The organism is Streptomyces sp. NPDC059828, from assembly GCF_042731955.1.
Classification (GTDB): Bacteria; Actinomycetota; Actinomycetes; order Streptomycetales; family Streptomycetaceae; genus Streptomyces.
This window is the reverse complement of record NZ_JBHWIW010000046.1, coordinates 26,305-52,041: the sequence shown is the minus strand read 5'-3', so window position 1 is coordinate 52,041 and position 25,737 is coordinate 26,305. Positions and strand designations below refer to the sequence as shown.

The window sequence follows — 25,737 nt, the reverse complement described above, 5'->3', positions numbered from 1 at the left end:
GACGCCGACCACGGAGAGCCCCGCTCGACCACGGCCCTGCTCAGGGCAGCTCGGGCAGGTCATCGGGCACCAGCAGGGTCAGATCGTCCGTGCTCACCTCGGCGAGCCCGGCGACCCGGCCCGCATGCCGCTCCACCATCGACTCGAAGGTCTGACGCGCCGTACGGCCGTTTCCGAACGCTGCGCCCTTCGGCAGCGCGGTGAAGTACTTCAGCAGCGCCTCGGCGGTACCGTCGGCCAGTCGGTACTCGTGCTCCTCGGCCTGCTGTTCCACTATCCGCAGCAGCTCATCCGGCACGTAGTCGCTGAAGGTGATGGTCCGTGAGAAGCGTGATGCCACGCCCGGGTTGACGGTCAGGAAGCGTTCCATCTCCGCCGTGTACCCGGCGACGATGACGACCACCGCGTCCCGGTGGTCCTCCATCAGCTTCACCAGGGTGTCGATGGCCTCCCGCCCGAAGTCCCGCCCGGAGTCCTCCGGTGACAGCGCATACGCCTCGTCGATGAACAGCACCCCGCCCCGGGCCCGGTCGAACGCCTCCTGGGTGCGGATCGCCGTCGAGCCGATGTGCTCGCCGACCAGATCCACCCGGGACACCTCGACGAGATGCCCGCGCTCCAGCACTCCGAGTGACGCGAGGATCTCGCCGTACAGCCGGGCCACCGTCGTCTTGCCGGTGCCCGGGGAGCCGGTGAAGACCAGATGGCGGCGGACCGAAGCGGCCTTGAGTCCCGCTTCCTGGCGGCGGCGGCCGACCTCGATCATGTTGGTGAGGGTGCGAACCTCCCGCTTGACGCTGTCCAGACCGACCAGGTCGTCAAGCGCGCTCAGTACGTCGTCCGGGGTGCGGATGGGAGCCGACCGAACCGCGTCGGGCCCAGCGGATTGCTGGACGGGCGCGGCGGGATGGTGTGCCGGGAGCTCGCCGAGCAATCCGGGGGAGCGCTGTGACTGGGCGGTGGTCACCACCGCCGGAGCGGGCGCCGTCGCAGCGCGCACTCCGCTGGTGTCGCTGGTGCAGTCCTCCGCGCGCACACCTTCGCCGGGGAACTCATAGCCCCCGCGGGCACAGCGTTCGGTGCGGCAGCCCATCAGCGTCGTACGGCAACCGTCGGTCACATGGAAGCCGTAACCCGAACTGTCCGTCACCCGGCAGGCGCGGAAGGTGCCGCGGCCTTCCGCCGACACGTAGAAGCCCGCCTCCGCCGGGGAGGTCACCGTGCAGCGCTCGATCGAAGGGTCGGCCCCCTTGGTGACGATCACTCCCGTCTGCGCCTTGTCGATGGTGCAGTTGTTCAGGGTGCCCCCGCTGCCGTGGTCGCGGAACCACGCGCCCGTCGAGGCCTCCCGGATCCGGCAGTCGTCCAGCTGGGCCGTGGCGCCGTCGCTGACCGACACCGCCGTGTTCCGCACCTGCGCGAGATCACTGTCGACCACATCGGCACGCGAACCACGGTCGAGCACGAAGAGCGCGTCCGGCACATCGTGGACCCGGCAGGAGTCCAGCACCGCGGTGGCCCCGTCGCTGACCCACACGGCGGGGTAGTCACCCGTGCTGTCGTGGATCTCGCACTGGTTGGCGTCCACCCGGGTTCCCGGATCCCACACCGACAGGCCGTTGCGTCCGAACCGCCGGACGGTCGACCGGGTGAGCGTGAGCACCGAACGCGAGCGCAGATCCACCGCGTTCTCGGGTATGTCATGGATGTCGCAGTCGGAGAGGGTGAGCACCGCGTCCGTGTCGAGGGTGACACCGTCGGCGGAGGTGCGGTGCACGCTGGACTCGGTGAGATGTGCCGTGGCCCGCGAGGCGATCTGCACACCGGTGCCCTTGATCTCGTACACCTCGCAGCCGATCGCCTCCAGCGCGGTCGACTCGCCCGTGATGCTGAGCCCCGCGCCCGAGGCATGGTGCACCCGGCAGCGCTCCAGTCGGGGATGGGCGCCGCCGTGCACCGAGACCCCGGACTGTCCGGCCGCGACGACCTCGCACTCCTCGAACACGCCACCCGCACCGTCCAGGACGGCGATACCCACGCCCGCGGGGTTGTCGACCGTGCAGCGGCGCACGGTCGGTCGGGCGGCGCCGCGCACCTCGACACCCGCCGCGGAGCGGGTGACGATCCGCAGGTCGGTCAACTCCGGTGTGCCGTCCTCGATCAGCAGCGCGGGCGCCGCGGTGTCCTGGCCCTCGACATGCAGGTCCCGCACGGTCGCGGAGGCCCGTATGGTCAGCGGGACCCCTTCGGAGGGCGCGATCCGCACCGAACCGGCCGCTCCGTCGGGCCCGCGCAGGGTCACGGCACACCGCACCACCAGGTTCTCCCGGTAGGTCCCGGGGGAGACGGTGAGGATGTCACCGTCGGCGGCGGCCTCCAGGGCCGCGGCGAGGGAGGCGTACTCGCCCGTGCGGCGCCGCCACCGCGACGTGCCGGTGTGCGTCACCTGGACCGTGCCCTGTGCCATGGTGCTGCCTTGCCCCCACCTCGTCGTTCACCCGCCACGCGCATGCTGTGCCCGGCGTGGCCCCACCGTAGCGTGACGGAGGCGCGGCGGGTGAGCGGTCAGCAGCCTGTGCCCGTACGGCCCCAGTCAGGACCGGATTTCGCCCATGCCCGGTCGAGATCTGCATACCTGTGCCGCATCAGCCGCCGTACGAACAGCCGTCTGCCGCTCTCCACCAGGCCGGCCAGGACGGCCGCGACGCCGAGACCCGCGAGCACGGCATGTGCCCGTGCGGCACCGCCGTCCAGGGGGCGCGTGACCGACTGGTCCCGGCTGTCGGTCCATATCCGTATGGTGTCGCCCGCGCGCACGGTCACCGTGCGTGCGGGCACTCTGTCGCGGTGCTGTTTCCCGTCTCTGCCCGTCCACTCGGCGACCACCGTGATGCGAGTGCGTTCCTCGCTCCGGGCGTCCGGATGGGCGGCTGACCGCTTCGGCTGGGGCAGCACGCGCACGACCCGTGCGGCCGTGGGACGCCGATCGGCCTGCTGGACGCGCACGGTCTCACGGAGCGCGGAATCGGCCAGCGCGCCGCAGAGCCATCCGGCGACCGGTGCGCCGACGGCCAGCAACAGCACCGCGGCCAGCGTCACCCATGCCTCGACCAGATCGGTGGTGCGCCGCAGGGGATTGCGCCGCCAGCGCCACACACCCATGAAAGCCCGCACAGGTCCGCCCCCTCTGCGCCGTGACGGCCTCGCAGCCCGCGCAGACCTCCGCAGGCTTCGACACCGCTCGGAGAAGCCGGCACATCCCGGCTCAGGGCCAAACGAGCGGGACGGCGCGGGGGTTCCGTCGCCCGGTGAACCGCGGGGGTTCCGTCAGTCGATGATCCGTACCGGGTCCCCCACCCTGACCGACCCGGACGTCTCCGGGACCAGGTTCTGGCCGAACACCAGCCGGTCCCCGAAGCGCCGGTGGCGGGCGAGGGTCCGCAGCGGTTCCCTGCCGCGTACCGCGGTCGACTGGTCGGTGGTGGTCACGACGCAGCGGCCACACGGTTTGCTCACCCGGAAGCGGACCTCACCGACCTGGACATGCCGCCACTCGTCCTCGGCCCATGGGTCGCCGCCGTCCACGACGAGATTGGGCCGGAAGCGGTTCATGGGCAGTGGGCCCTCGTCCGGGTTGTCTCCCCGCGCGATGAGGGTGTTCAGCGCGTCGAGCGACGCGCGCGTGGTCACCAGCAACGGGAACCCGTCCGCGAACGAGACCGTCTCGCCCGGTCGTGCGTAGTCCGGAGCAACTGGCCTGCGGTGTGCGGGATCGTCGAGATGCACCAGCCGGACCGGTGCGCCGACGTACGCGCCGAACCAGTCGTCGGAGGCGGCGCCGGCCGGCACCGCCTCCACCTTCTCCCCGAAGATCTCCACGACGACCGTGCCCTCCGGCTCGGGCACCGTCACGGTCAGCGGTGCCTGACCGGGCGCCGTCACCAGGATCCCGCCGTCGTCCGCGGGCACGGCGGACGCCAACGCGAGCCGTGCGTGCTGGCGTTGGGTCACTGCCCGGCCCGTGGCGTCCACGACCATCCACCTGCGGTCACCGGCCAGACCCCATGGCTCCACGACCGCCGTGTCCGGAGCGAAGCCCGCGAGGGACTTCACTGGGTGGACATGGAGGGAGTGGACGGAGCGCTGCACGGGACCGGTCATACGGCCATCCTGCCAGCAGACGTGCCGGTATCGCTCGGCGCCGGCGTAACCGGTACGGCTGGTTCTGGCCTAGTATCCGCCGCCCTGGTACGGGCGGTTGTACGGGTCGTCGTACGGCGCCGGGGTCGGCATCGGGCGCGGCGCCGCCGGGCGCATCGCCTCGTAGCCGGTCGCCAGCGGCCTGGGCATCTGCTGGGGCTGGACGCCCGGGTAGCCGCGCGGGGCACCGGGCTGCTGGGCGATGTACGGCGCCGGGGCCTGTTGCAGCGGCACGGGCTGCGACATCTGCTGCGGGTAGCCGTACGACGGTGAGGGCTGGGAGGGAGCCGCCGGGAGGGCGGGCAGGGCCGCGGGAAGCGCCGGCATGTAGCCGCTGCCGACGGAGTCGTAGGCGGCGGGCACTCGGATCGGGGCGATCTGAGGCGTGCCCCGCTCAGCGACCAGGGAGTCGTAGATCGGGGTGTCGGCGAACGGCGGCACGGAGTAGTAGCCGCCACCGTAGGTGGAGCGGGGGGAGGTCATGGCACATAAGTTAAGCCCACGATGTGCTGGTTGGGGAGCCCGATAAGAGGGTTGTTTGACGTGATACCGGTGGCCGGCGATCCCCAATGCGAGCGAATTATGGAAAATCGGTCGCCCGGAGGCATCTAGATCATGTAAAGGGCGAGCTGAGAGGGGGTTACCCACGGGTCGCAGGGGTGCCCGGACGGCGTCCGGCGCTACGTTGGGCTCATCGAATCGACCGGGTGCCAGGACCCGTGATGGGGGCGAGGATGTCCATGCTCAAAGGGGCGAATGTCCCCGTACCCGTGCCGATCGTCCATGTGGAGCTCGGCTGGCGCTCCGGGAGCGGTGCGCCCGACGTCGACGCGTCGGCTCTGCTGCTCGCCTCGGGTTCGGGAAAGGTCCGCTCCGACGCGGACTTCGTCTTCTACAACCAGCCCGAGCACGCTTCGGGTGCCGTCCGCCACGAGGGCAAGCGCACGGCGGGCGCCGTGACCACCGACCACATCACCGTCGACCTCGGCCGTGTCGAGCCGTCCGTCGAACGGATCGTGCTCGCGGCGTCGTCGGACGGCGGTAGCTTCGGACAGGTGCCGGGGCTGTACGTCCGGGTGCTCGACGCGGCGGGCGGCGCGGAGATCGCCCGCTACGAGAGCGGCGACGCGACGGTCGAGACGGCGTTCATCCTCGGCGAACTCTACCGGCGCCAGGGTGCGTGGAAGTTCCGCGCCGTGGGCCAGGGATACCAGAGCGGACTCGAAGGGCTCGCCACCGACTTCGGCATCACGGTCGACGAACCGCAGCAGGCCGCACCGCTGCCGACTGCCCCGGGCCCGGTCCCCGCGACCCCGCAGGTGCCTGCCGCGGCCTCGGCTCCGGTCGCCCCCGCACCCGTGCGCCTCAGCAAGATCACCCTGACCAAGGAGGCCCCCACCGTCTCGCTCGCCAAGCAGGGCGGGACATCCGGCACCATGCGTGTCAACCTCAACTGGGAGGTGCGCAAGCAGTTCACGGGCTGGGGCTCCAAGCTCGGCCAGGCCGTGGCCATGCACGCCGATCTCGATCTCGACCTCTGCGCCCTCTTCGAGCTCGGTGACGGCCGCAAGGGAGTCGTCCAGGCTCTCGGCAACGCCTTCGGGGCCCTCCACCAGCCCCCGTACATCCAGCTCGACGGTGACGACCGCACCGGCTCCGTGGCCACCGGCGAGAACCTCAGTATCAATCTGGACCACAAGGACAAGCTCCGCCGCGTCGTCATCTTCGTCACCATCTACTCCGGTGCCCGCAGCTTCGCCGACCTGCACGCCACGGTCACCCTCCAGCCCCAGCACGGCGCACCCATCGAGTTCTCGCTCGACGAGTGCACCGTGCCCTCGACGGTCTGCGCCCTCGTCCTCCTCACCAACCAGGGCGGTGATCTGGTCGCCCAGCGCGAGGCGCGCTATCTCGTCCCCGAGCGAGGAGTCAGCCCGCAGCGCACGATCGACCACGCCTACGGCTGGGGCATGAACTGGACGCCCGGACGGAAATGAGCCCGCTCAGCGGTCCGGCGCGGCCTCGGGGCGCGCATAGGTGCGCCCCTTCCAGGCCGCGCCGCGTCCCTGGTAGTGACGCACCGCCGAGTCGACCGTCATCAGCAGGTAGAGCAGCGCCGTGACCGGAAGCAGCGGAGCCAGCCACAGAGTCTGCCGGTAGTAGCGCAGTATCGGCACATACGTCCCGGCCATCACCGCCCACGCCGCGCCCCCCGCCCACCACGCCACCGCGTCCCCGGCGCCCCCAGCCCCGTACACCCCGGCGAACACCGCCACCGGCGGCACCAGGTAGACCAGCGAGAGACCCGCCACCGTCCCGGCGAGCAGCAGCGGACTGTGGCGCAGCTGGGCGTACGCGCTCCGGGAGACCATGCGCCAGAGGTCCGTCAGCCGCGGATACGGACGGATGCTGTCCACTCGCTCGGCGAGACCCAGCCACACCCGCCCCCCGGCCCGCCGCACCGCGCGCGCCACCGCCACGTCGTCGATGACCGACTGCCTGACCGACCACGGAATGCCCGCCCGTTCCGCAGTCGCGGTCCGCAGCAGCACACATCCGCCCGCGGCGGCCGTCGCGCGGGCCCGCCCGCCGCCCGCCTTCCTGTCGCCCGCTCCGCGGTTGATCCAGCGGAACGGATAGAGCTGCGCGAAGAAGTAGACGAAGGCAGGCACCACCAGCCGCTCCCATGGAGTGGCCACCCGCAGCCGCGCCATCTGCGAGACCAGATCGATCCCGTGCGCATGCGCCGCGGAGACCAGATCGGACAGACTGTCCGGCTCATGCGCGATATCGGCGTCCGTGAGCAGCAGATACTCGGGGTCCCTGGCCCGTGCGAGCGCGATGCCATGGCGCAGCGCCCAGAGCTTGCCCGTCCAGCCGGGCTCCGGCTCCCCCGGGGAGGCCACGGTGAGCGGCAGCCCGCCGTAGCGCTCCGACAGTTCGCGCGCCAGGGCGCCCGTGCCGTCCGTACTGCCGTCGTCCACGAGGATCACCTCGGCCTCCCCCGGATAGGACTGCCGCAGCAGCGAGGGCAGGCTCTCCGGCAGTACGGCGGCCTCGTCCCGGGCCGGTACGACGATCACCACCGACGGCCAGTCGTCGTACGCCCCCGGCGCCGCCTCGCGCCGGGGCAGCCGCTGATCCGTACGCCAGAAGAAGCCCTGCCCCAGCAGCAGCCACAGCCACACGGCCAGGGAAACCACGGCGATCCACGCGAGGGTGCCCATTCTTCGCAGTCTGCCCCACAACGGCCGGGCCGCAAGGGTCGTCGGCTAGGGTGACCGGGTGAAGATCGCACTGATGGACTCCGGGATCGGCCTGCTGGCGGCCGCCGCCGCGGTGCACCGCCTGCGACCCGACGCGGACCTGGTGCTCTCCTGCGATCCGGACGGGATGCCCTGGGGTCCCCGCACACCGGAGGATCTGACCGCACGCGCGCTCGCCGTCGCACGCGCCGCCGCGGCGCACCGCCCGGACGCCCTGATCGTCGCCTGCAACACCGCGTCCGTGCACGCGCTGCCCGCACTGCGCGCGGCGCTGGAGCCAGGCGTGCCCGTGATCGGCACCGTACCCGCCATCAAGCCGGCGGCCGCGGGCGGCGGGCGGGTGGCCATCTGGGCCACCCCCGCCACGACCGGCAGTGCCTACCAGCGCGGCCTCATCCGCGACTTCGCCGACGGCGCCGAGATCACCGAGGTGCCCTGCCCCGGGCTCGCGGACGCCGTCGAGCAGGCCGACGAGGCCGCCATCGACCGGACCGTCGCCGCCGCCGCCGCTCTCACCCCAATGGACGTACGGGCCGTGGTCCTCGGCTGCACCCACTACGAACTGGTCGCCGAGCGCATCCGCGCCGCCGTCAGCGCCGGCCGTCCCGACGGGCTCAAGCCAGTCGTCCTGCACGGTTCGGCCGGTGCCGTAGCCGCCCAGGCGCTGCGCCGCGCCGACGCCCAGCCCGCGCCCGCCGCCGCACACAGCACCAGGCTGACCGTGCTGCTCAGCGGACAGCAGGGCGCGCTGCCCCGGCCCGCGCTGGCGTACGCCGAAGGCCGGCTGCTGGACACGGCGAACACGGTGGATCCGGTCACTCCGGCCTGCTGACCCGCCACGTCACAGCGGCCCCCGCGGGCCGGACCCGGCATGCGGGGACGCTCCCGGCAGGCCGCGTACGCGAGCCAGGCGACCCGGTGCCGGCGGAGCGGAACGTGAGTACGCTGCTACGCATGACGGACCACCCCGGTGTTGAGGGGCAGGCCGCTCACGCGCCGCCCCCGATCTGGACCGGCCGCGCGACCAACCGCATCCAGTGGGTGCTGGCAGCGGTCGGCGCCGGATGCATGGCGCTCGGCATCGAACTCGCCGTCGACGCCCCCTGGACCTCAGGCGTCCTCGCCCTGCTGATGTCGGTGATCGGCTGTGTCGCCGCCGGCCTGCTGGTGCTGTTCGGCACCCTCGCCTTCGTCCATGTGGCGGTCACGGTCGACCGCGACTGCATGGAAGTGCGCTGCGGCTACATGGGCCTGCCGCGGCGGAGGATCCCCCTGGACTCCGTGGTGGGAGCAGACTTCGTCCCCCGGGTCTGCCCGCGCCAGTGGGGCGGCTGGGGCTACCGCTGGCGTCCCGAGCAGGGCACGGCGGTGATCGTCCGCCGCGGCGAGGGCCTCGCGCTGAGACTCGGCGACGGCCGGATGTTCACGGTGACCGTGGACGACGCGGAGACGGCCGTCCGGGTGATCCGTGACAGACTGCGGCTGACCTCGAAGGGGACCGCAGCGGAGATCTGACGTGCACGAGCTGACCTATGACGACATCATCTCCGCCACGGCGCGCGTCGGGGGACGCGTGCGGCCGGTCACGGTCGCCCCGGGTGAACCGGGATCCGTCGGGAGCGGCGCCGGCGAGACGTACGAGGTCTGGCTGGCGCTCGAGTACATGCAGCACACCGGCTCGTTCAAGGCCCGCGGCGCGCAGAACTTCATCCAGGCCCACCGCGACGCCGGCACCTTCCCGGACGCGGGGGTGACCATCGCCTCCGGTGGCAACGCGGGCCTGGCCTGTGCCTGGGCCGCCCGGCAGCAGGGCGTGCGGGCCACCGTGTTCCTGCCCGCCACAGCGCCCCAGGTCAAGGTCGCCCGTCTGCGCGGCTTCGGCGCAGAGGTGCGCCTGGTCGGTACGGAGTACGCCGAGGCACTCGCCGCCTGCGAGGACTTCGCGGTGGCTACCGGCGCGCTCGCCAGCCACGCCTACGACCATCCGCTGATCGCGGCGGGCGCGGGCACCCTGCTCGAGGAGATCGGGGCGCGGATCCCGGGCGGCCCGGACACCGTGGTGGTGGCGGTCGGCGGTGGCGGGCTGTTCGCCGGAGTGGCCACTGCCGCGGAGCGGCACGGAGTCCGCATGGTGGCGGTGGAGCCGGCCGGGTGCCGGGCGCTGAACGCGGGGCTCGAGGCGGGCCGCCCGGTCGACGTCTCCGTCGACTCGGTCGCGGCGGACTCCCTCGGCGCCCGCAGAGCCTCCGCGATGGCCCTCGCGGTCGCTCAGCGGGACCACGTCCGCTCCGTGCTGGTCGCGGACGAGGAGATCGTCCGGGCGCGCAGAGCGCTGTGGGACCGGCACCGGGTGGCGGTCGAGCACGGTGCGGCGACCGCGCTGGCCGCGCTGGGTGGTGACGGTGGGCCCGGATTCGGCTACCGGCCGACCGCGGGGGAGCGGGTGTGCGTGGTGCTCTGCGGCGCGAACACCGATCCCGGGGACCTCGTGGGGACGGGCTCCTAGGCCGTGTTGGAGAACTGGCGTCGTCCGCCCGAAGGGCGGGGCCCGCGGCGTCCGGTGCGTGCCATCGCAAGGCGGTGGGGGTTCCCCCGCCGGAGGCAGGGGGAGGTCGTCCTCGTCCTGGGGGTACGTGGACGGTTCGACAACGCAGCGCGTGTGCGTGCCAGGCGTCGCGATCCAGGCGGGACTTATCACACGCGGCCTTGGCCCTGCCGACGATCTTCTCCGGCCCGCGATGACGGCTACGGCCCCCTGACCGGGGGGCCGGGCCGCGTCGGGGGTCCCGGGCGGGGCTGGGTTCCGGTGCTTTTCCAGCGCCGTTGAGTGGCCGACGGGGCGTGCGGGACGACCGGGCGGGCGTGGGCGTGCCCGTAGACTCCGGGGCGTGAGCGCCACCATGACATCCGTCGACACCGAGCCGCAGGGGCCCGAACCCTCATCCGCATCCGCAGGGCGGGTTCACCGGTTGCTGAGCCGGTTCACCAGGCCGGGGGCAGCCGTGCTCTCCGGCGTGCTGCTGTTCCTGAGTTTTCCGCCCCGGCCGCTGTGGTGGCTGGCCCCGGCGGGCTTCGCAGTGCTCGCCTGGTGTCTGTACGGCCGTCGTCCGCGCGCGGCGCTCGGTCTCGGATACCTCGCGGGCCTGGGCTTCCTGCTTCCCCTCCTGGTCTGGACGGGCGAGGAGGTGGGGGCGCTGCCCTGGGTCGCGCTCTCGGCCGTCGAAGCGCTCTTCATCGCCCTGACCGGCGTGGGCATCGCCGCGGTCTCCCGGCTGCCGTGGTGGCCGGTGTGGGGCGCCGCGGTCTGGGTGGTCGGTGAGGGGGTACGCGCCCGGGTGCCGTTCGGCGGCTTCCCCTGGGGCAAGATCGCCTTCGGGCAGGCCGAGGGGCTGTTCCTGCCGCTCGCGGCAGTGGGCGGCACCCCGGTCCTGGGCTTCGCGGTGGCGCTGTGCGGTTTCGGTCTCTACGAGCTGGTGCGTCAGGTCCGTCGCTACCGGCGGACCGGAGAGCTGGGGCGCGGACCGCTGGCCGCCGCCGCGCTCAGCGTGCTCGTCCCCGTCTCCGGGGCGTTCGCCGCACTGCCTCTTGTCGATGACTCGCCCGAGGACGGCACCGCGACCGTCGCTGCGGTCCAGGGCAACGTGCCCCGCCTCGGACTTGACTTCAATTCCCAGCGCCGAGCGGTCCTGGACAACCACGCCCGCCGTACCGAGCAGCTCGCCGCCGATGTCGCCGCGGGCAAGGTGGCCAAGCCCGACTTCGTGCTCTGGCCCGAGAACTCCTCCGACCTTGATCCGTACCGCAACGGCGATGCGCGCCTGGTGATCGACCGGGCCGTGCGGCGGATCGGTGCGCCCACGGTGATCGGCGCCGTGCTCACCCCGGACACGGGCAAGCTCCGCAACACCCTGATCGAATGGGATCCCGAGCGCGGCCCCGTCGACACCTACGACAAGCGGCATGTGCAGCCGTTCGGCGAGTACATCCCGATGCGCTCCTTCGTCCGCCTCTTCAGCGCCGACGTCGACCGTGTCAGCCGTGACTTCGGACCCGGTACCAAGGTGGGGGTCTTCGACCTCGCCGGTACCAAGGTGGGCCTCGCGACCTGCTACGAAGCCGCTTTCGACTGGGCGGTACGTGACACGGTCACCCACCGCGCCCAGCTCATCTCGGTACCCAGCAACAACGCCACCTTCGGCCGCAGCGAGATGACCTACCAGCAGCTCGCCATGTCGCGGGTGCGGGCGGTCGAGCACAGCCGTGCCGTCGTCGTCCCGGTCACGAGCGGTGTCAGCGCGGTGATCAACCCGGACGGGAAGATCGTGCAGCAGACGGAGATGTTCACACCGGACGCCCTGGTCGCGAAGGTCCCGCTGCGCTCCTCGCTCACCCCCGCCACCCGCATGGGTACGCTCCCCGAGGGCCTGATCGCCGCGCTCGCGGCTGGGGCGCTCGGCTGGGTGGGGTACGCGCGCCGCCGCACCTCCTGAAGGCGGCCTCGAGCCGCTGCCCATAGGGTCGACCCCATGGGCACCCCTGACTTCATCAGCCGGATCCGTGCCAGTGCGGGCACCCAGCTCCTCTTCCTGCCGGGTGTGAGCGCCGTGGTGTTCGACGACGACGGACGGGTCCTGCTGGGGAGACGTGCCGACACCGGTGGGTGGTCGATCATCGGGGGCATCCCCGAGCCGGGTGAGCAGCCCGCGGCGACCGCGATCCGGGAGGTGTACGAGGAGACCGCGGTGCGCTGTGTGGCGGAGCGGGTCGTGCTGGTCCAGGCCATGCCCAGGCCCGTCACCTACCCCAACGGGGACCGGTGCCAGTTCATGGACATCTGCCTGCGCTGCCGGGCCGTGGGCGGCGACGCCAGGGTCAACGACGAGGAGTCGATCGACGTGGGGTGGTTCTCCGTGGACGCTCTCCCGGAGCTCGAGGACTTCGCCGTGTTCCGGATCAAGCAGGCACTGGCCGACGGTCCCACCTGGTTCGATCCCTCGGTCCCGGGGGCCGGGGGTCACGCGGGCGCCTGACCCGGACACCTCGGCATCCGCACCCCGTTCAACGAGGGGATCCTGCTCGTCGCTCGATGCCCGGCAGCCTGGTGGTCGCAATCCTCGTGAGCTGCCGTCAGTAACACCGGCCAGTAGCCAGTCTCCAGCAACGCCCCACCGCCCGGCACGTCCTGCTCATGCCCCGCAGCGTCGGCACCCCTGGACGAAAGGCGGCCATGGTGGACTCCAGAGGCCTCCTCGGAGGCTGCATCTTCTCCGGCCGCCAGGCCGGACGCGCGGCGGCAGCGGCCACGGCGACGTGACGCCGTCGCGACCGGAGCCCGGACTTGCCGGTGCGTCAACGGACGCACCGGCAAGTCCGAGCGGTTTCACGCGGTGTGCCCGAGCCGCGGGCGCAGTCCGTCGAGGACGATGCCCAGGTAACGGCGCCAGTCGGCGACCCCGGCCTGCACCACATGGCAGAGGCCGATGTAGAGCGGCGACACATCGGACACGGTCAGGTCCGCGCGTACCGAACCCTCGGCCTGGGCCCGTTTGAGCACCTTGTCGGTCAGCTCGTTGAGCTCGGCGATCGCCTTCGCGTCGAAGGTGCTCCCGCCGACCATCGCCGTGATCGTCTCCGCGTAACCGCGGTCCTGTTCCTGCATGATTCCGCAGAACTCCAGGGACCTGGCCAGGCCGTTCCACGGGTCGGGGTCGGGGAGCACCTCGTTTCTGAGGAAGTCGAGGGTCTGCTGGAAGCGGTGCTCCACGATCGCCTCCGCCAGTGACTCCTTGGTCGGGAAGTGGCGGTACACCGTCCCGACGCCCACCCCGGCCCTGCGGGCGATGTCGCCCATCTGTGCGTCCCGGCCGGACTCGGAGAAGGCGGCCCGTGCTGCGTCGAGCACCTTGAGCCGGTTGCGGGCGGCGTCGGAGCGCAGTTTGCCGCCGGTGGGCGTGCTGGAAGGGGGTGGGGTGTTTGACAAGGGGAACCGCGCCTCCGTATCGTCGCTATCCGGAATCGGACGTCCGATTCCGTTTACCACCTTACCCTCAGGAGCGTATCCCTCCCATGGCCACGCCTCCCGCTTCCGCCTTATCCCCTTCGTCCCCGGACCCGCTGCGCTGGAAGGCGCTGGTCGTGCTGGCCGTCGCCCAGCTGACAGTGGTGCTCGACGCCTCGATCGTGAACGTCGCACTGCCCTCGATCCAGCGGGATCTGCACTTCAGTGACTCCGACGTCCAGTGGATCGTCAACGCCTACGCACTCGCCTTCGGCGGCTTCCTGCTGCTCGGCGGCCGGACCGCCGATCTGCTCGGGCGGCGGCGGGTGTTCATGACCGGACTCGGTCTGTTCGCCGTCGCGTCGCTGCTCGGTGGCCTCGCCCCTGGCGCGGGGTGGCTGATCGCCGCCCGTGTCGGCCAGGGCCTCGGCGCCGCGATCATCGCGCCCGCCGCACTGTCCATCGTCACCACGACCTTCACCGAAGGCGCCGAACGCAACAAGGCCCTCGGTATCTGGGGCGCGCTCGCCGGAGCGGGCGGCGCCATCGGTGTGCTGCTCGGCGGCGTGCTCACCCAGTGGGCCGGCTGGGAGTGGGTGATGTTCGTCAACGTGCCGATCTGTGTCGGCGCCGCCGTCCTCACCCCGCGTCTCGTCCGAGAGAGCCGCGGCCGTGAACGCACCGGGATCGACTTCGCCGGTGCCGCACTGGTCACCGGCGGTCTCAGCCTGCTGGTCTATGCGCTCGTGGACGCCGAGCGGGCGGGCTGGGGCTCGGCCAGGACCATCGGACTGCTGGTGCTGGCCGCCGCGCTGCTGCTGGTCTTCGCCCTGGTCGAACTGCGTGTCGTGAAGCACCCGGTGATGCCGCTGCGGATCTTCCGCAACCGCAACCTCTCCAGCGCCAACATGGTCTCCCTGCTGGTGGGCGCCGCGCTGCTGTCGATGTTCTTCTTCATCTCCCTCTACCTCCAGCAGGTGCTCGACTTCTCCGCACTCGAAGCCGGACTGTCCTACCTGCCCTTCTCGATGGCGAGCATCCTCGCGGCCGGTGTGGCCTCGCAGCTGGTGACGAAGGTCGGGCCCAGGCCCATCCTGCTCACCGGTCTGGTGCTCACCACGGTGGGCCTGCTGCTGTTCACCCGCATCCCCGCCAACGGCACGTTCGCCGGGGACGTCCTGCTGCCCTCGGTGGTGGCGGCCCTGGGGCTCGGGTTCTCGTTCGTACCCGTGACCATCGTCGCCGTCTCCGGTGTGACACCCCAGGAGTCGGGCCTCGCCTCTGGGCTCATCAACACCACCCAGCAGATCGGCGGTGCGCTCGGCCTCGCTGTGCTGTCATCCGTCGCCAACACCCGAATCGGCGAACTTCTGGAGGGCAAGCGGCCCGACGGCCCGGCCGTGGCCGAGGCGATGACGGAGGGCTTCCGGCTGGCCTTCGCCGTCGGAGCGGGCTTCGCCCTGCTGGGCGTGGTGATCACCCTGCTGGCCGTCCCCAAGATCGACCGTTCGGTACGGGACGACGTGCCGGTCGCGGCGATCTGACGGACGGGCACATACGGGAGACACGGCACGGGCCCGGCCGTCATGGCCGGGCCCGTGCCGTGCAGTGCGTCTGCCGGTGCGTCAGTAGGACAGCCCCGGGCAGTAGACCCCTGCCTCCGGCGCCGTGTACGAGCCCCGTACGACCAGCGTCTCCAGCCGTTCCAGGGCCATGCCCCGGGTGCGGAACGCCCAGCTCAGGGTCTCGGGCATCAGACGGCCCGGGATGCGCAGCCGGGGCGCGGGACCGTCGGGAGCCGTCCTGCGCATCAGCTCGCCGGCGCCCGTGTACAGGGCCCGCACCGCGGCTTCCGAGACCGCCGTCAGATGCCCCAGGTCGGACAGGCCCGTGGTGTACCCGGCGATCGCACCGGCCGACCGGTCCACGACGACGTACGGCTGCGACCAGCCGAAGGCCCGCTTGGCGGACATGTGGATCTCCCCGTCCCGCGTATGGCCGTTGACCGTGCGGTAGAGCTCCTGGCACGCGGGTACATCGTCCTCGGACATCGGGCGCACCGTGAAGCCCGCCAGGTTCGCGGGGGTGGGCGGTGTGTACCCGGCGACCACGGAGAGCTGCTCGTGCGGTACGAATCCGAGCGAGGAGTACAACCGGTACGCGCCGAGGTTGTTGGTCACCTGCACGGCACGCACGGAGTCCCGGCCGTGCTGTGCGGCCGCCGCGACCACCTCGTCCATCAGCAGGCGTCCCACTCCGCCGCCCTGGGCGCCGGGCGCGACACTCAGGGGGCCGAAGGCGGCCACCGATTCGCCCAGCACCAGGAAGTTGGAGCCCACCACGGCTCCCGTGCCGTCGACCGCCACAAAGGCGAGGCAGCCGGGCGAAGCGAGCCGGTCCCGGAACATCTCCGTCACCGCGTCCACCGAGGACCACTCGGGCGCAAGGCCCAGCGAGGCGTTCAGCGTGTTGAAGGCGTCGAAGCAGATGCCCGCCATCGCCGGCAGGTCCTGCCACCCCGCCTCGCGGACCCGGATACCCTCGCCGCCCGCCGCGCGGTCCGTGCTGTTCTTCTCGGCGCCGCTTCCCGGTTCGGGGAAGTAGCCGACGCGGACGAAGAACCCCACGTACTTCTCGAAGAGTTCACGCGTCATGGGAGGGCAGTCGATGCCGGTGCCCGACAGCAGTTCCCGGGTCTGAGAGGTGTCGACGGACAGATAGTGGTTGCGCCCGCTGTAGATGGTCGACTCGAAGGCGTCGACCATCGGGACCATCGCGTTGTCGCGGTCGGAGCGGATGCGCTCGACCCAGGCCTCCCAGCGCAGTTCGTCCAGACGGTAGCCGAGGGACCGCAGGGAGTCCGTCATCTCGGAGAACGGCAGATGCGTCCCGTTCGCGAGATGGTGATTGCGGCCCGCCCCCCGTTCGTCGCGGGACAGCCGCAGGATCGCCGCGCTGACATGGTCGACCGGCACCAGATGGAAGATGCCGGCGGGATCCGCCGGTACGGCGCCGGCCTGCACGATGCCCTTCATGCTCAGCCAGACGAAGTCGTGGGTCTGGCAGAAGCCGCGCTCCGAGTCGCCCGAGATCTCGTCCACCCGGTAGACGGAGACCGGCAGCCCCCGTTCCCTGGCGAGCCCGATGATCTGCTCGGCCACCAGCTTCGTCTGCCGGTAGCCGGAGGACAGTGCCTCGGCCGGCCCGGGCGGATCGGTCACCTTCAGAGCCATTCCGGGGGTCGCCTCCGCGGCGAACACACCCGTGGACGAGACATGGTGGACGGGCACGGTCCGGTGCCGGGCGGCAAGCCGCAGGATCTCCGCGGTGCCCGTGACGTTCGCGTCCCTCAACGCCGAGTATGGATAGAGACCGTTGACGGTCGCCGCGGCGTGGTAGACGGCGTCGACGCTCCGGGACAGGGCGTCGAAGCGGTCCGGGGCAAGCCCCAGCAGGGGCTGGGCGAGATCGCCGACGACCACGGACAACCGGGTCGTGTCGATGTCGTCCCAGAACTCGTACCACTCCAGGTTCTTCCGCAGCCTCGCCTGTGCGTCCGCCTCGTCGGCCCCGCGCACCAGGCAGTGCACGGTCGCACGGGTCGTGCGCAGCAGATCGCGCAGCAGATATGCGCCGAGGAATCCGGTCGCGCCGGTGAGGAGCACCTCCCGCGGGTCGTCCGCGACCCGGATGACCTCGTCGGCGGGGGTGATGTCCGCCGCCAGCACGACCTCGGCGGCGAAGTCCACGGCGTCCTCGTCGGTGCCCGGCGCGGTGGACACCGCGTCCAGCACCTTCGCCAGCAGATGGTCGGCGAGCACTGCCAGGGTCGGATGCTCGAAGACGAGCGTCGGACGCAGACTCACTCCGCAGAAGTCACTGATCTGGTTGCGCATCTCCACGGCCATGAGCGAGTCGACCCCCAGATCCAGCAGCGGGACATCGGGGTCGATGTCGTCCGCGCCGTCGTGGCCGAGCACTGCCGCGACCCGGGCGGCAATCCGGTCCATCATGTGGAGGAGCTGCTTCTCCTCGTCCATCCCGGCGAGTGCGGCGGCCAGCCGCGCCGCGACCTCCGGACGTTCGCCCGGCTTGAGGGTCCGTCCCGCGGGAGCCGCCTCACGGACGTCGGCGACCGGCTCCGGGACGTGTGCCGGTGCGAGGGTGGGGGCGGCGGGTGTGGGCAGCCAGTGGCGCCTGCGCTGGAACGCATAGGTCGGCAGTGTGATGTGACGGGTGCCGGTGCCCTCGAAGAACGCCGTCCAGTCGACCGGGACACCGACGGTGTGGAGCGCGGCGGCGACGCCCACGGCGGTCGCGGCGCCGGGCCGGTCACGCCGGGACACCGGCAGCGCACGGTGGTCGTACCCGTCGCCGACGACATGGCGCACCAGAGCCGTGAGCACCCCGTCGGGGCCCAGCTCGACGAAGGTGTCGGTGCCCCGGTCCCGCAGCGTCCGGACCGCGGCTGCGAACCGGACGGCCGAGCGAAGCTGTCCGACCCAGTACCCGGGGGTCAGCAGCTCGGCACCGGCGAGGTCGCCGGTGGCCGTGGAGACGATCGGGATGTCGGGCGCACCGTAGGCGACCGTGCGGGCGACGGCCGCGAACTCCTCCAGCACCGCGTCCATACGGGGCGAGTGAAAGGCGTGACTGACCGTCAGGCGTTTGGTTCTGCGTCCCTGTCCGGCCAGGGTCCGGGCCACCTCCGACGCGGCGTCCTCGTCGCCTGAGACGACGACCGACCGGGGCGCGTTCACCGCGGCGATCCCCGCCCGGGACTCCCGGCCTACGAGGAGCGGCAGTACCTCCTCCTCGGTGGCCTCCAGGGCAAACATGGCACCGCCATCGGGCAGCGCCTGCATCAGCGCGCCGCGAGCGGTGACCAGCCTGGCCGCGTCGGGCAGCGAGAACACCCCGGCCACATGGGCCGCGGCGAGTTCGCCGATGGAGTGACCGGCGAGCGCGTCGGGCCGCACTCCCCAGGACCGCAGCAGCGCGAACTGCGCCACCTCCAGCGCGAACAGGGCCGGTTGGGCAAAGCCGGTGCGATGGATACGCCCGTCGTCCTCGGCGTCATCCGAGGCCAGCAGCAACTGCCGTACCTCCGGGGCCAGATGCTCGCACGCCGCGTCCAGTGCAGCGGCGAACACCGGGAACGCCTCGTACAGTTCACGGGCCATGCCCGCCCACTGGGAACCCTGCCCCGTGAAGAGGAAGGCCGTGGTACGGGCGGGCCCGGCGAGTCCCGTCGTCAGTCCGGCCGCGGGCTCATCCTCCGCGAGCGCGCCGAGGCCGCGCAGCAGCCCCCGTGTCCCGTCCCCACCGGCCGCGCTGTCCGCGACCACGGCGGCGCGGTGCTCAAGACCGGCACGGGACTGGGCCAGCATCCGTCCCACGTCCACGGGTTCGCAACCGGGCGTCGCCCGCAGGAAGGACTCCAGGCGGCGGGCCTGCTCGCGCAGCGCGGCGGGGGACTTCGCGGAAAGCAGCCACGGCACGGCGGTCAGTGGCCGCACCGGGGTCTCTTCGGCAGCGGGGGAGCGGGGTGCCTCCTCCAGGACGACATGGGCGTTGGTGCCGCTGATGGCGAAGGAGGACACACCGGCGCGCCGGGGCCGTCCGTCGGCGGCCGTCCACGGCCGTGCCTCGGTGAGCAGCCGTACCTCTCCCGACGACCAGCCGACGTGTGCCGACGGCCGGTCGACGTTCAGCGTCGCGGGGAGCACGGCGTGCCGCATCGCCTGCACCAGCTTGATCACACCGGCGACGCCCGCGGCGGCCTGGGTGTGCGCGATGTTGGACTTGACCGACCCCAGCCACAGGGGCCGCTCCGGTTCCCGGCCCTGCCCGTAGGTGGCGAGGATCGCCTCAGCCTCGATCGGGTCGCCGAGGGTGGTCCCCGTGCCATGGGCCTCGACGAGGTCGACCTCGTGCGCGGCCACCCGGGCGTTGGCGAGGGCCCGTCGGATCACCCGTTGTTGTGCCTGGCCGTTGGGCGCGGTGAGCCCGTTGGACGCGCCGTCCTGATTCACCGCGCTGCCCCGGATCACGGCGAGCACCTGGTGGCCCGCCCGGCGCGCGTCCGAGAGCCTCTCGAGCAGCAGTACGCCCGCTCCTTCGCCGAAGGAGGTGCCGTCGGCCGCGTCGGCGAAGGCCTTCACCCGGCCGTCCGGAGCCAGACCGCGCTGCCTGCTGAAGGTGATCATGTCGTCCGGGGTCGCCATCACCGTGACACCGCCGGTGAGCGCGAGCCGCGACTCGCCGGAGCGCAGGGATGCGCAGGCCAGATGGAGGGCCACCAGGGATGCGGAGCAGGCCGTGTCCACGGTGACGGCGGGGCCGTGGAGGCCCAGGGTGTAGGCCACCCGCCCCGACATCACACTGCCCGACGTGGCAAAGCCGAGATAGCCCTCGTACTCGGACGCGGGCGCCGCGAGGGTGCTGTACGTCTGGCCCTTGGTGCCGACGAAGACTCCGGTCTCCGAGCCCGCGAGCCCGGTCGGATCGATGCCCGCCCGCTCGAAGACCTCCCACGCGATCTCCAGCAGCAGTCGCTGCTGGGGATCCACCGCGGTCGCCTCACGGGGGGCGATGCCGAAGAACCCGGCGTCGAACGCCGACGGGTCGGTCAGGAACCCGCCGCGCGAGACGTAGCTGGTGCCGTGGTGGTCGGGGTCCGGGTCGAACAGGGTGTCCAGTGGCCAGCCCCGGTCGGCGGGGAAGTCCGATGTGGCGTCCCGGCCTTCGGCGATGAGCTCCCACAGCTGCTCGGGCGACTCGACCCCGCCCGGGAAGCGGCAGGCCATACCGATGATGGCGATCGGCTCGTCATCCGCAGAGCGCGTTCCGTCGCCCGCGCCGCTCCCCGTGGCGTGCGAATGCTCCGCCGTGAGCGGTCCGGTGGGGGAGTGGGTGCCCGGTGTCCCTGTCAGTTCTCCGACCAGCCGGCCGGTGAACGCCGCGGGCGTCGGGTGGTCGAACACCGCGGTCGGCGGAAGCCGCAGCCCGAGCAACGCGCACAGCCGTTGCCCGACCGCCACGACGGCCAGCGAGCCGAGACCGAGATCGACGAACGGCCGTGCGGGCACCACCTGTTCGGGTCCGTCCACGCCGAGCGACCGAGCCACCTCGGCACGCACCAGCTCCAGGACGGTCCGGGTGCGCTCGGGCCCCGTCATGGGCGCGAGCCGCTGCGCCCACTCGCCCCGATCGCCTTCGCGACCGGACTCCGGGCCGGATGCGCCACCGGTGGCCACACCGAGCAGCCGGGGGTCCGACTCCGCCAGCAGATGGCGGGTGATCTTCCCCGACGCGGTCCGGGGCACGTGTTCCACGGCGTACACCTTCTCCGGCACCTTGAAGAAGGACAGACGCGCACGGCAGTGCTGGAACAGCGCCTGCACGTCCACGCCTTCGGGCCCCGGCACCACATAGGCGACGGGCACCTCGCCGAGCACCTCGTGGTGCTCCCCGCCCACAGCCGCGTCGGACACGCCAGCCGCCGTGCGTACCACGTCCTCGATCTCCACGGGGTGGATGTTCTCGCCACCCCGGATGATCAGTTCCCTGAGCCGTCCGGTCAGGGTCACATGCCCGAGGGCGTCCCGGCGCGCGAGATCGCCCGTGCGGTACCAGCCGTCCCGCAGCACCTCCGCCGTGGCACCGGGCTGACCGTGGTAGCCCAGCATCAGGCTGGGCCCGCTGACCCAGACCTCGCCCTCCTCGCCGACGGGCACATCGGCCCCGGACCCGCTGTGCACCAGACGGATGTCCACCCCCGGTACGGGGAGCCCGGCCGATCCCGCGACCCGGTCACCGGTCGGCCGGTTCGAGGTGATCGCACCCGTCTCGGTCGATCCGTACTGGTCCACGAGCGGAACGCCGAATGCCTCCTCGAAGCGGCTGCCCAGGGCCGCGCCGCTGGCCGACCCGGCGACGAACCCCAGCCGGAGCGAGGGAAGTCCGGTGCCGTCCTCACGCGCACGGTCCAGCAGATAGTGGTACGTCGTCGGTACCCCGGCGAGGAAGGTCACACCTTCGTCGCGCAGCGAGTCCAGGACCTCGGAAGGGGCGAAACCACTCATGAGCCGGGCACTGGCGCCCACCGCCGCGACCCCCATGACACACAGGTTCTGGCCCAGGCCGTGGAACAGGGGCATCGGCCACAGCAGCCGGTCGTCCTCCGACATCCCGAGCACACCCACATGGCAGGCCTCCACCAGCCACAGCGAGCTGCGCAGGGAGTACAGCACGCCCTTGGGCCGGCCGGTGGTGCCCGAGGTGTAGAGCATCCACGCCGGGGCGTCGAGCGGACTCTCCTCGGGCGCCGGACTTTCGGGTTCGGCCCCGACGAGTTTCTCGTACGCGGTGATGCCGGGGGGCGCGAGCTCCGGCGCGTGGGCATCGCCGGTGAGGACGATCGCCGGCCCGGCGACGCCGGACGCGGACACCGCCCGCAGCAGTACGTCGAGCCGCGCCGGGTCGCACAGCACCACCGATGCCCCGGAATCCCTGAGGAAGTGGGCCAGTTCGGCATCGGACGCCTGCGGATTGAGCGGCACGGTGATGCCGCCCGCCCGTATGACGGCGAGACAGCTCTCCACCATCTCGACGCTGTTGCCCATCAGGACGGCCGCCCGGCCGCCCCTCTCCAGCCCCAGGGAGGCCAGCCGCCCGGCGAGCCGAGAGGTCCGCAGATCCAGTTCCCGGTAGCCGACGGCGCGCCTGCCGTCGGCGAAGGCCACCTTGTCCCCGATCCGGGCGGCATGTCCGCCCAGCAGTTCGGACAGTGGGCGGATCAGCGAAGGGGTCGTGTCAGGAGCCATGTCATCGCACCTCTCGGCTCTGTGCTCAGTGCTTGGTGGGCGGTTGCGGCCGTGCCGTCAGCGGACGGCCAGCACGGTCCTGGTCGGGCAGGAGAACTCCAGGGAACCGTCGGGGCCCGCGAGCACCCGCAGCGCTTCGCGCGCCTCGTCGGTGGCCTCGGCAACCCGCTCCGGGGGCACCAGGTCCCACTGCATGCGGGTGGTCACGGTCCTGGTCCAGGCCAGGTAGTCGTCGATGGTGTCGAAGCGGGAGTCGGCCGGGACGTGGCGAATCCGCACATCGCGGAATCCGGCGTCGAGGAAGGCCGCGGCCGTGGACTCCTCGCTGACCAGCGGACCGCCGAGACCCAGGACCACCTGCCAGGGGTCGTCCACGCCTTCAGGGAGGTACTTGGCCAGCACTCCCGCGAGGATCTCGGCCGACTCCCAGCCCGCGGCCAGCCCGCCGTTCTCGGTGGGGAAGGTGGTCGCGGCGAAGCGGCCACCGGGGCGCAGCGCCGCGACAGCGCTGGACAGTGCCTTCTCCGCCTCGGGCAGCAGGAACAGCACCATGCCGGCGCTCGCCGCGTCGAAGGGCTCGGCGAAGGCGAAGTCCTGGGCGTTGCCCAGCTCGGCACGGGCCCAGCCCGAGACCCCGCGGGCGGCGATGTCCGCCGTGCAGGCGTCGACCATGCCCTGCGCCTGGTCGATACCGAGCACGAAGCCGTCCGGGCCGACCTGGTGGGCGATGGGGAACAGGCAGGCGCCGCGCCCGCAGCCGATGTCGAGCACCCGCTCTCCCGGTGAGAGCTCCAGCAGGTCGGCGACCATCTTCCCCAGCGGATGGAAGATCATCTGACCTGCGGACTCGTACTGCTCGGCGGACTTGTCGTAGGCGTCCCTCACCAGGGAGGTGATGCGGATGTCCTCGGTCATGGCGTGCTCTCTTCCTGCTCTTCCTGAGTCAGCGGATGGTCGGATGTCGTCGGCCGCACGATGCAGCCGAGACGGAATTCGGCGCAATGCGGCTTGTCCTCGACGCGCCACCACAATTGATCCGGGGTGGGCAGCATTTCGGACACGACGACTTCCCCTTCCGGAAGCCGTGCGATATCGAGCACCGACAGCGGATCGGCGAAATCGACGTACAGTGGCTTTGGTTCGGCCGGATGCTTCACATACACATGGCGTGGAATTCCGTGAGCGGCCCGCAGCCGCTGCACGGCCAGCCATTGGGTGACGGTGTCCCCGGTCCGTCCCGGAACGGCCAGGCGCCAGCGGGCACGCTGAAGCACGACACCGTCCAGCACGATCCTGGGGGTGTGGGCGCCGAGGTCGACCAGCACCGGCACCAGCGCGGGCCTGGACAACGCGCGGTGCAGCGTGGACGACAGGTCGCCCGGGTACAGCAGCCGCCGCTGCCCGCCGACCAGCACCGAGTCCGCCGAGGCGGGGACGACGGCATCGGCGATCGGCACCACATCGGCACGGTCCTTGCCCGAAAGGCCGCTCAACTCGATGGAGACACCGGGAAGCTCGGGTGTCACATGCGCGCTGCGCCGGCGCGAGACGATGGTCGCGGCGGTCCCGGCAGGCACGGCCCGCGCCACCCGCTCGCTGAACCCGTCCCACAGCCCGTCCGGGTCGCTGTGCAGCGGCCGTTCCAGACCTCCGAAGATGGAGCTGCAATCGTCGTGCAGCTCCGAGAGCACCCAGGTGGCCGTGGCCGGATCGGGGCCCGCCGCCATCAGGTCCGGACTCGGGAGGCACGCGTCCTGCGGACCGTAGGACACGGCGTCCCACAGCGGCGCCAGCGCCTCATCGAGCTCGCTCCGGCTCAGTTCGACGACAGGCGGAGGGCCGCCGTCCGCACCCGCCCGCTCGACTGCCCGCACGACCAGACCGCGCAGCGCCGAGTCCAGGCGGTCACGCCGCAGCGAGCGGGCGGGGATCTCCCGTACGGCCAGCGCGGCCAGCGGCGCCGGGGAGCCGCTGAGTTCGTCACGCAAGGCGTCGCGGGCGTCCTCCCTTGCCAGGAGCGCCGCGAGGAACGCGAGCGGGAACACCGCCTCCGTGACCTGCCGGATCCGGTCCACGACCGGCGCCCCGAAGCCGACCCGCTCGCTCAGCGGACTGGACCTGTCCTCGTGGAACAGCTCGCGGTCGGCGTAGTGCCTGCCGCTGTCGCGCGACACCTGCCCGCCGTCCTGAGCACGTGCCGCCCGCGCGGCCAGGAGATGGCCGGCCCGCTCCGGCCATGCCGCCTCCGCATACGTGTCGCGGGCCCGCGCGAGTTCCACGACCGAGGCCGTGGGGTGCTCGGCCGCCAGCCTGGTCAGCGCATGCAGTTCGGTCGCCGGGAGGCGCCAGGGAGAGACGATCAGCGCCGGTCCGAGTGCCTTCACCAGCCTGGCCGCGTAGGCGTCGTCCGTCCCTGTCCCCTGTGCGGGGGAAACCGCACCGGCCGCCGCGACGAGCGCGTCCAGACGACTCCCAGGTGCCGCCGCGGCGGCACTCCACAGAGCCAGGGCGGGAGCCGCGACCTTGAACCTGCGGCCGTCGGTGGCCCGTTCCAGCACCGGGGACGGATCCGGGCGGTGGAACAGGGGACTGGGCCACACGTGCTGAAGCGCCAGCGGCACCTCTCCGGCGGCCTGCGTCCGAAGCTCCTCAACGAGCCAGGCACTCGCCTCCACCACGACCCCCTCCCGGCCGGGCGCGCCGACCAGCAGGGCGTCCTCCTGGCCCGGAAGCAGCCGACCGAACAGCACCGGGCCGAAGAACGAGACCGTCTCGCACTTGGTGGCGAAGCGGCGCAGATAGCGGTGCAGGGTGTCGACCCGGCGCCGCAGGGCACGCGGCAGCGCGCCGTCCCCGTCTTGCGCCTCGGCCCAGCCCGGATGGGCCAGCGGGGCTGTCTGCAGCGCCGTGTGGTGGAACGACGGATTCGACACGAACACGGCGTGCCCGACGTCATCCTGGCCCGCCGCCTCCGCGGTGCGCAGCCGGGCTCGCAGCAGTGCCGCCTCCAGCTCCTCACGGGCCGTCGCCGACCGCTCGTCGAACGTGGCGATCAGGGCGTTCCAGCGGGAGGCCCAGTGCGGTGCCCCGGTCGCCGTGAGGACCGACTCGCACCGCTCGTCCAGCGGTGTACCTTCCTGGACCAGCCGGCGGCAGCTCTGGAGGGCCCGCAGGGACCGCTGGCGCGGTTCGACGGTGCGCACGGCCTCACGCAGCTTCGGCCACAACTCGTCCAGGAACGACGCCCGCTCGCCGGCGATGGCGTCCTCGGCCGCCAGCACTTTGGCAGCGGTGGTGAGCAGCCCCTCGGAGGCGATCCCGTCCAGGAGGCCGGCCGGGAAGCCCGTCGCCCGCAGCAGCGACCACGGCATCGTCTCGACGGAGAGTTCCCCGTTTCCCGCACGCACGTTCCACGTCAGTGATGCCATGTCAATTCTCCAGACTG

At 71.9% G+C, this 25,737-nt stretch carries 16 protein-coding genes; 7 read left to right on the top strand and 9 right to left on the bottom strand.

The window, feature by feature from the left end; translation table 11 throughout:
- Positions 1 to 40: 40 nt before the first annotated feature.
- The 4 genes from ACFV6V_RS24580 to ACFV6V_RS24565 form a co-directional block, all read right to left on the bottom strand.
- The gene (locus ACFV6V_RS24580; RefSeq protein ID WP_385568747.1) at positions 41 to 2,467 is read right to left on the bottom strand and encodes a right-handed parallel beta-helix repeat-containing protein; all 2,427 of its coding nucleotides are present in this window, start codon (positions 2,465 to 2,467) and stop codon (positions 41 to 43) included.
- A 98-nt stretch (positions 2,468 to 2,565) separates the two neighbouring features.
- Positions 2,566 to 3,174: a hypothetical protein gene (locus ACFV6V_RS24575; protein WP_385568745.1), complete on the bottom strand. Its 609-nt coding sequence runs from the start codon at positions 3,172 to 3,174 to the stop codon at positions 2,566 to 2,568.
- Between the two features lie 153 nt (positions 3,175 to 3,327).
- A complete protein-coding gene (locus ACFV6V_RS24570; RefSeq protein ID WP_385568742.1) occupies positions 3,328 to 4,161 on the bottom strand; it encodes an MOSC domain-containing protein in 834 nt (277 codons plus the stop codon).
- A gap of 69 nt (positions 4,162 to 4,230) precedes the next feature.
- The gene (locus ACFV6V_RS24565) at positions 4,231 to 4,683 is read right to left on the bottom strand and encodes a DUF6643 family protein (RefSeq protein ID WP_361289524.1); all 453 of its coding nucleotides are present in this window, start codon (positions 4,681 to 4,683) and stop codon (positions 4,231 to 4,233) included.
- A 251-nt stretch (positions 4,684 to 4,934) separates the two neighbouring features.
- Here ACFV6V_RS24565 and ACFV6V_RS24560 point away from each other — a divergent pair, with 251 nt between their 5' ends.
- On the top strand, positions 4,935 to 6,197 hold the full coding sequence (locus ACFV6V_RS24560; protein ID WP_385568740.1) for a TerD family protein: 1,263 nt from the start codon (positions 4,935 to 4,937) through the stop codon (positions 6,195 to 6,197).
- A 6-nt stretch (positions 6,198 to 6,203) separates the two neighbouring features.
- Here ACFV6V_RS24560 and ACFV6V_RS24555 read toward each other — a convergent pair whose 3' ends face one another.
- The gene (locus ACFV6V_RS24555) at positions 6,204 to 7,427 is read right to left on the bottom strand and encodes a glycosyltransferase (RefSeq protein WP_385568737.1); all 1,224 of its coding nucleotides are present in this window, start codon (positions 7,425 to 7,427) and stop codon (positions 6,204 to 6,206) included.
- Between the two features lie 58 nt (positions 7,428 to 7,485).
- Here ACFV6V_RS24555 and ACFV6V_RS24550 point away from each other — a divergent pair, with 58 nt between their 5' ends.
- From ACFV6V_RS24550 to ACFV6V_RS24530, 5 genes are all read left to right on the top strand, one after another.
- Positions 7,486 to 8,298 (top strand): glutamate racemase, encoded by an 813-nt coding sequence (locus ACFV6V_RS24550; protein WP_385568735.1) that lies wholly within the window; start codon positions 7,486 to 7,488, stop codon positions 8,296 to 8,298.
- A 122-nt stretch (positions 8,299 to 8,420) separates the two neighbouring features.
- Positions 8,421 to 8,981, top strand: a complete 561-nt coding sequence (locus tag ACFV6V_RS24545; RefSeq protein ID WP_385568732.1) for a hypothetical protein — start codon at positions 8,421 to 8,423, stop codon at positions 8,979 to 8,981.
- A gap of 1 nt (position 8,982) precedes the next feature.
- Entirely contained in the window at positions 8,983 to 9,972 is a 990-nt protein-coding gene (locus ACFV6V_RS24540) for a serine/threonine dehydratase (RefSeq protein WP_385568729.1), read from the top strand.
- A gap of 382 nt (positions 9,973 to 10,354) precedes the next feature.
- Positions 10,355 to 11,956 carry an apolipoprotein N-acyltransferase gene (lnt, locus tag ACFV6V_RS24535; protein ID WP_385568727.1) on the top strand — a complete coding sequence of 534 codons (1,602 nt, stop codon included), beginning with the start codon at positions 10,355 to 10,357 and terminating at the stop codon, positions 11,954 to 11,956.
- Between the two features lie 36 nt (positions 11,957 to 11,992).
- Positions 11,993 to 12,496, top strand: coding sequence for an NUDIX domain-containing protein (locus tag ACFV6V_RS24530; RefSeq protein WP_385568724.1), 504 nt, complete (start codon positions 11,993 to 11,995; stop codon positions 12,494 to 12,496).
- Between the two features lie 350 nt (positions 12,497 to 12,846).
- Here ACFV6V_RS24530 and ACFV6V_RS24525 read toward each other — a convergent pair whose 3' ends face one another.
- Entirely contained in the window at positions 12,847 to 13,446 is a 600-nt protein-coding gene (locus ACFV6V_RS24525) for a TetR/AcrR family transcriptional regulator (protein WP_385568721.1), read from the bottom strand.
- An 86-nt stretch (positions 13,447 to 13,532) separates the two neighbouring features.
- On the opposite strand from ACFV6V_RS24525, the gene ACFV6V_RS24520 reads away from it, so the two are divergent.
- Complete coding sequence (locus ACFV6V_RS24520) at positions 13,533 to 15,008, top strand: MFS transporter (protein WP_385568719.1); 1,476 nt, start codon at positions 13,533 to 13,535, stop codon at positions 15,006 to 15,008.
- An 81-nt stretch (positions 15,009 to 15,089) separates the two neighbouring features.
- Here the strand turns inward: ACFV6V_RS24520 and ACFV6V_RS24515 are convergent, their stop codons facing one another.
- Genes ACFV6V_RS24515 through ACFV6V_RS24505 form a run of 3 tightly spaced genes read right to left on the bottom strand, consistent with a single transcriptional unit; the run spans position 15,090 to position 25,720 of the window.
- Positions 15,090 to 22,292, bottom strand: a complete 7,203-nt coding sequence (locus ACFV6V_RS24515) for a thioester reductase domain-containing protein (RefSeq protein ID WP_385568716.1) — start codon at positions 22,290 to 22,292, stop codon at positions 15,090 to 15,092.
- A 57-nt stretch (positions 22,293 to 22,349) separates the two neighbouring features.
- Entirely contained in the window at positions 22,350 to 23,207 is an 858-nt protein-coding gene (locus ACFV6V_RS24510; protein WP_385568714.1) for a class I SAM-dependent methyltransferase, read from the bottom strand.
- Positions 23,204 to 25,720: a hypothetical protein gene (locus ACFV6V_RS24505; protein WP_385568712.1), complete on the bottom strand. Its 2,517-nt coding sequence runs from the start codon at positions 25,718 to 25,720 to the stop codon at positions 23,204 to 23,206. The genes ACFV6V_RS24510 and ACFV6V_RS24505 overlap by 4 nt, the downstream gene beginning before the upstream one ends.
- Positions 25,721 to 25,737 lie beyond the last annotated feature (17 nt).

What these genes read in the sequence shown, in the direction of transcription:
- ACFV6V_RS24570 (WP_385568742.1), bottom strand. Translation starts at nt 4,161, where the DNA reads ATGACCGGTCCCGTGCAGCGCTCCGTCCACTCCCTCCATGTCCACCCA.
- ACFV6V_RS24565 (WP_361289524.1), bottom strand. Translation starts at nt 4,683, where the DNA reads ATGACCTCCCCCCGCTCCACCTACGGTGGCGGCTACTACTCCGTGCCG.
- ACFV6V_RS24530 (WP_385568724.1), top strand. Translation starts at nt 11,993, where the DNA reads ATGGGCACCCCTGACTTCATCAGCCGGATCCGTGCCAGTGCGGGCACC.
- ACFV6V_RS24510 (WP_385568714.1), bottom strand. Translation starts at nt 23,207, where the DNA reads ATGACCGAGGACATCCGCATCACCTCCCTGGTGAGGGACGCCTACGAC.
- ACFV6V_RS24580 (WP_385568747.1), bottom strand. Translation starts at nt 2,467, where the DNA reads ATGGCACAGGGCACGGTCCAGGTGACGCACACCGGCACGTCGCGGTGG.
- ACFV6V_RS24520 (WP_385568719.1), top strand. Translation starts at nt 13,533, where the DNA reads ATGGCCACGCCTCCCGCTTCCGCCTTATCCCCTTCGTCCCCGGACCCG.
- ACFV6V_RS24515 (WP_385568716.1), bottom strand. Translation starts at nt 22,292, where the DNA reads ATGGCTCCTGACACGACCCCTTCGCTGATCCGCCCACTGTCCGAACTG.
- ACFV6V_RS24560 (WP_385568740.1), top strand. Translation starts at nt 4,935, where the DNA reads ATGTCCATGCTCAAAGGGGCGAATGTCCCCGTACCCGTGCCGATCGTC.
- ACFV6V_RS24505 (WP_385568712.1), bottom strand. Translation starts at nt 25,720, where the DNA reads ATGGCATCACTGACGTGGAACGTGCGTGCGGGAAACGGGGAACTCTCC.
- ACFV6V_RS24545 (WP_385568732.1), top strand. Translation starts at nt 8,421, where the DNA reads ATGACGGACCACCCCGGTGTTGAGGGGCAGGCCGCTCACGCGCCGCCC.
- ACFV6V_RS24555 (WP_385568737.1), bottom strand. Translation starts at nt 7,427, where the DNA reads ATGGGCACCCTCGCGTGGATCGCCGTGGTTTCCCTGGCCGTGTGGCTG.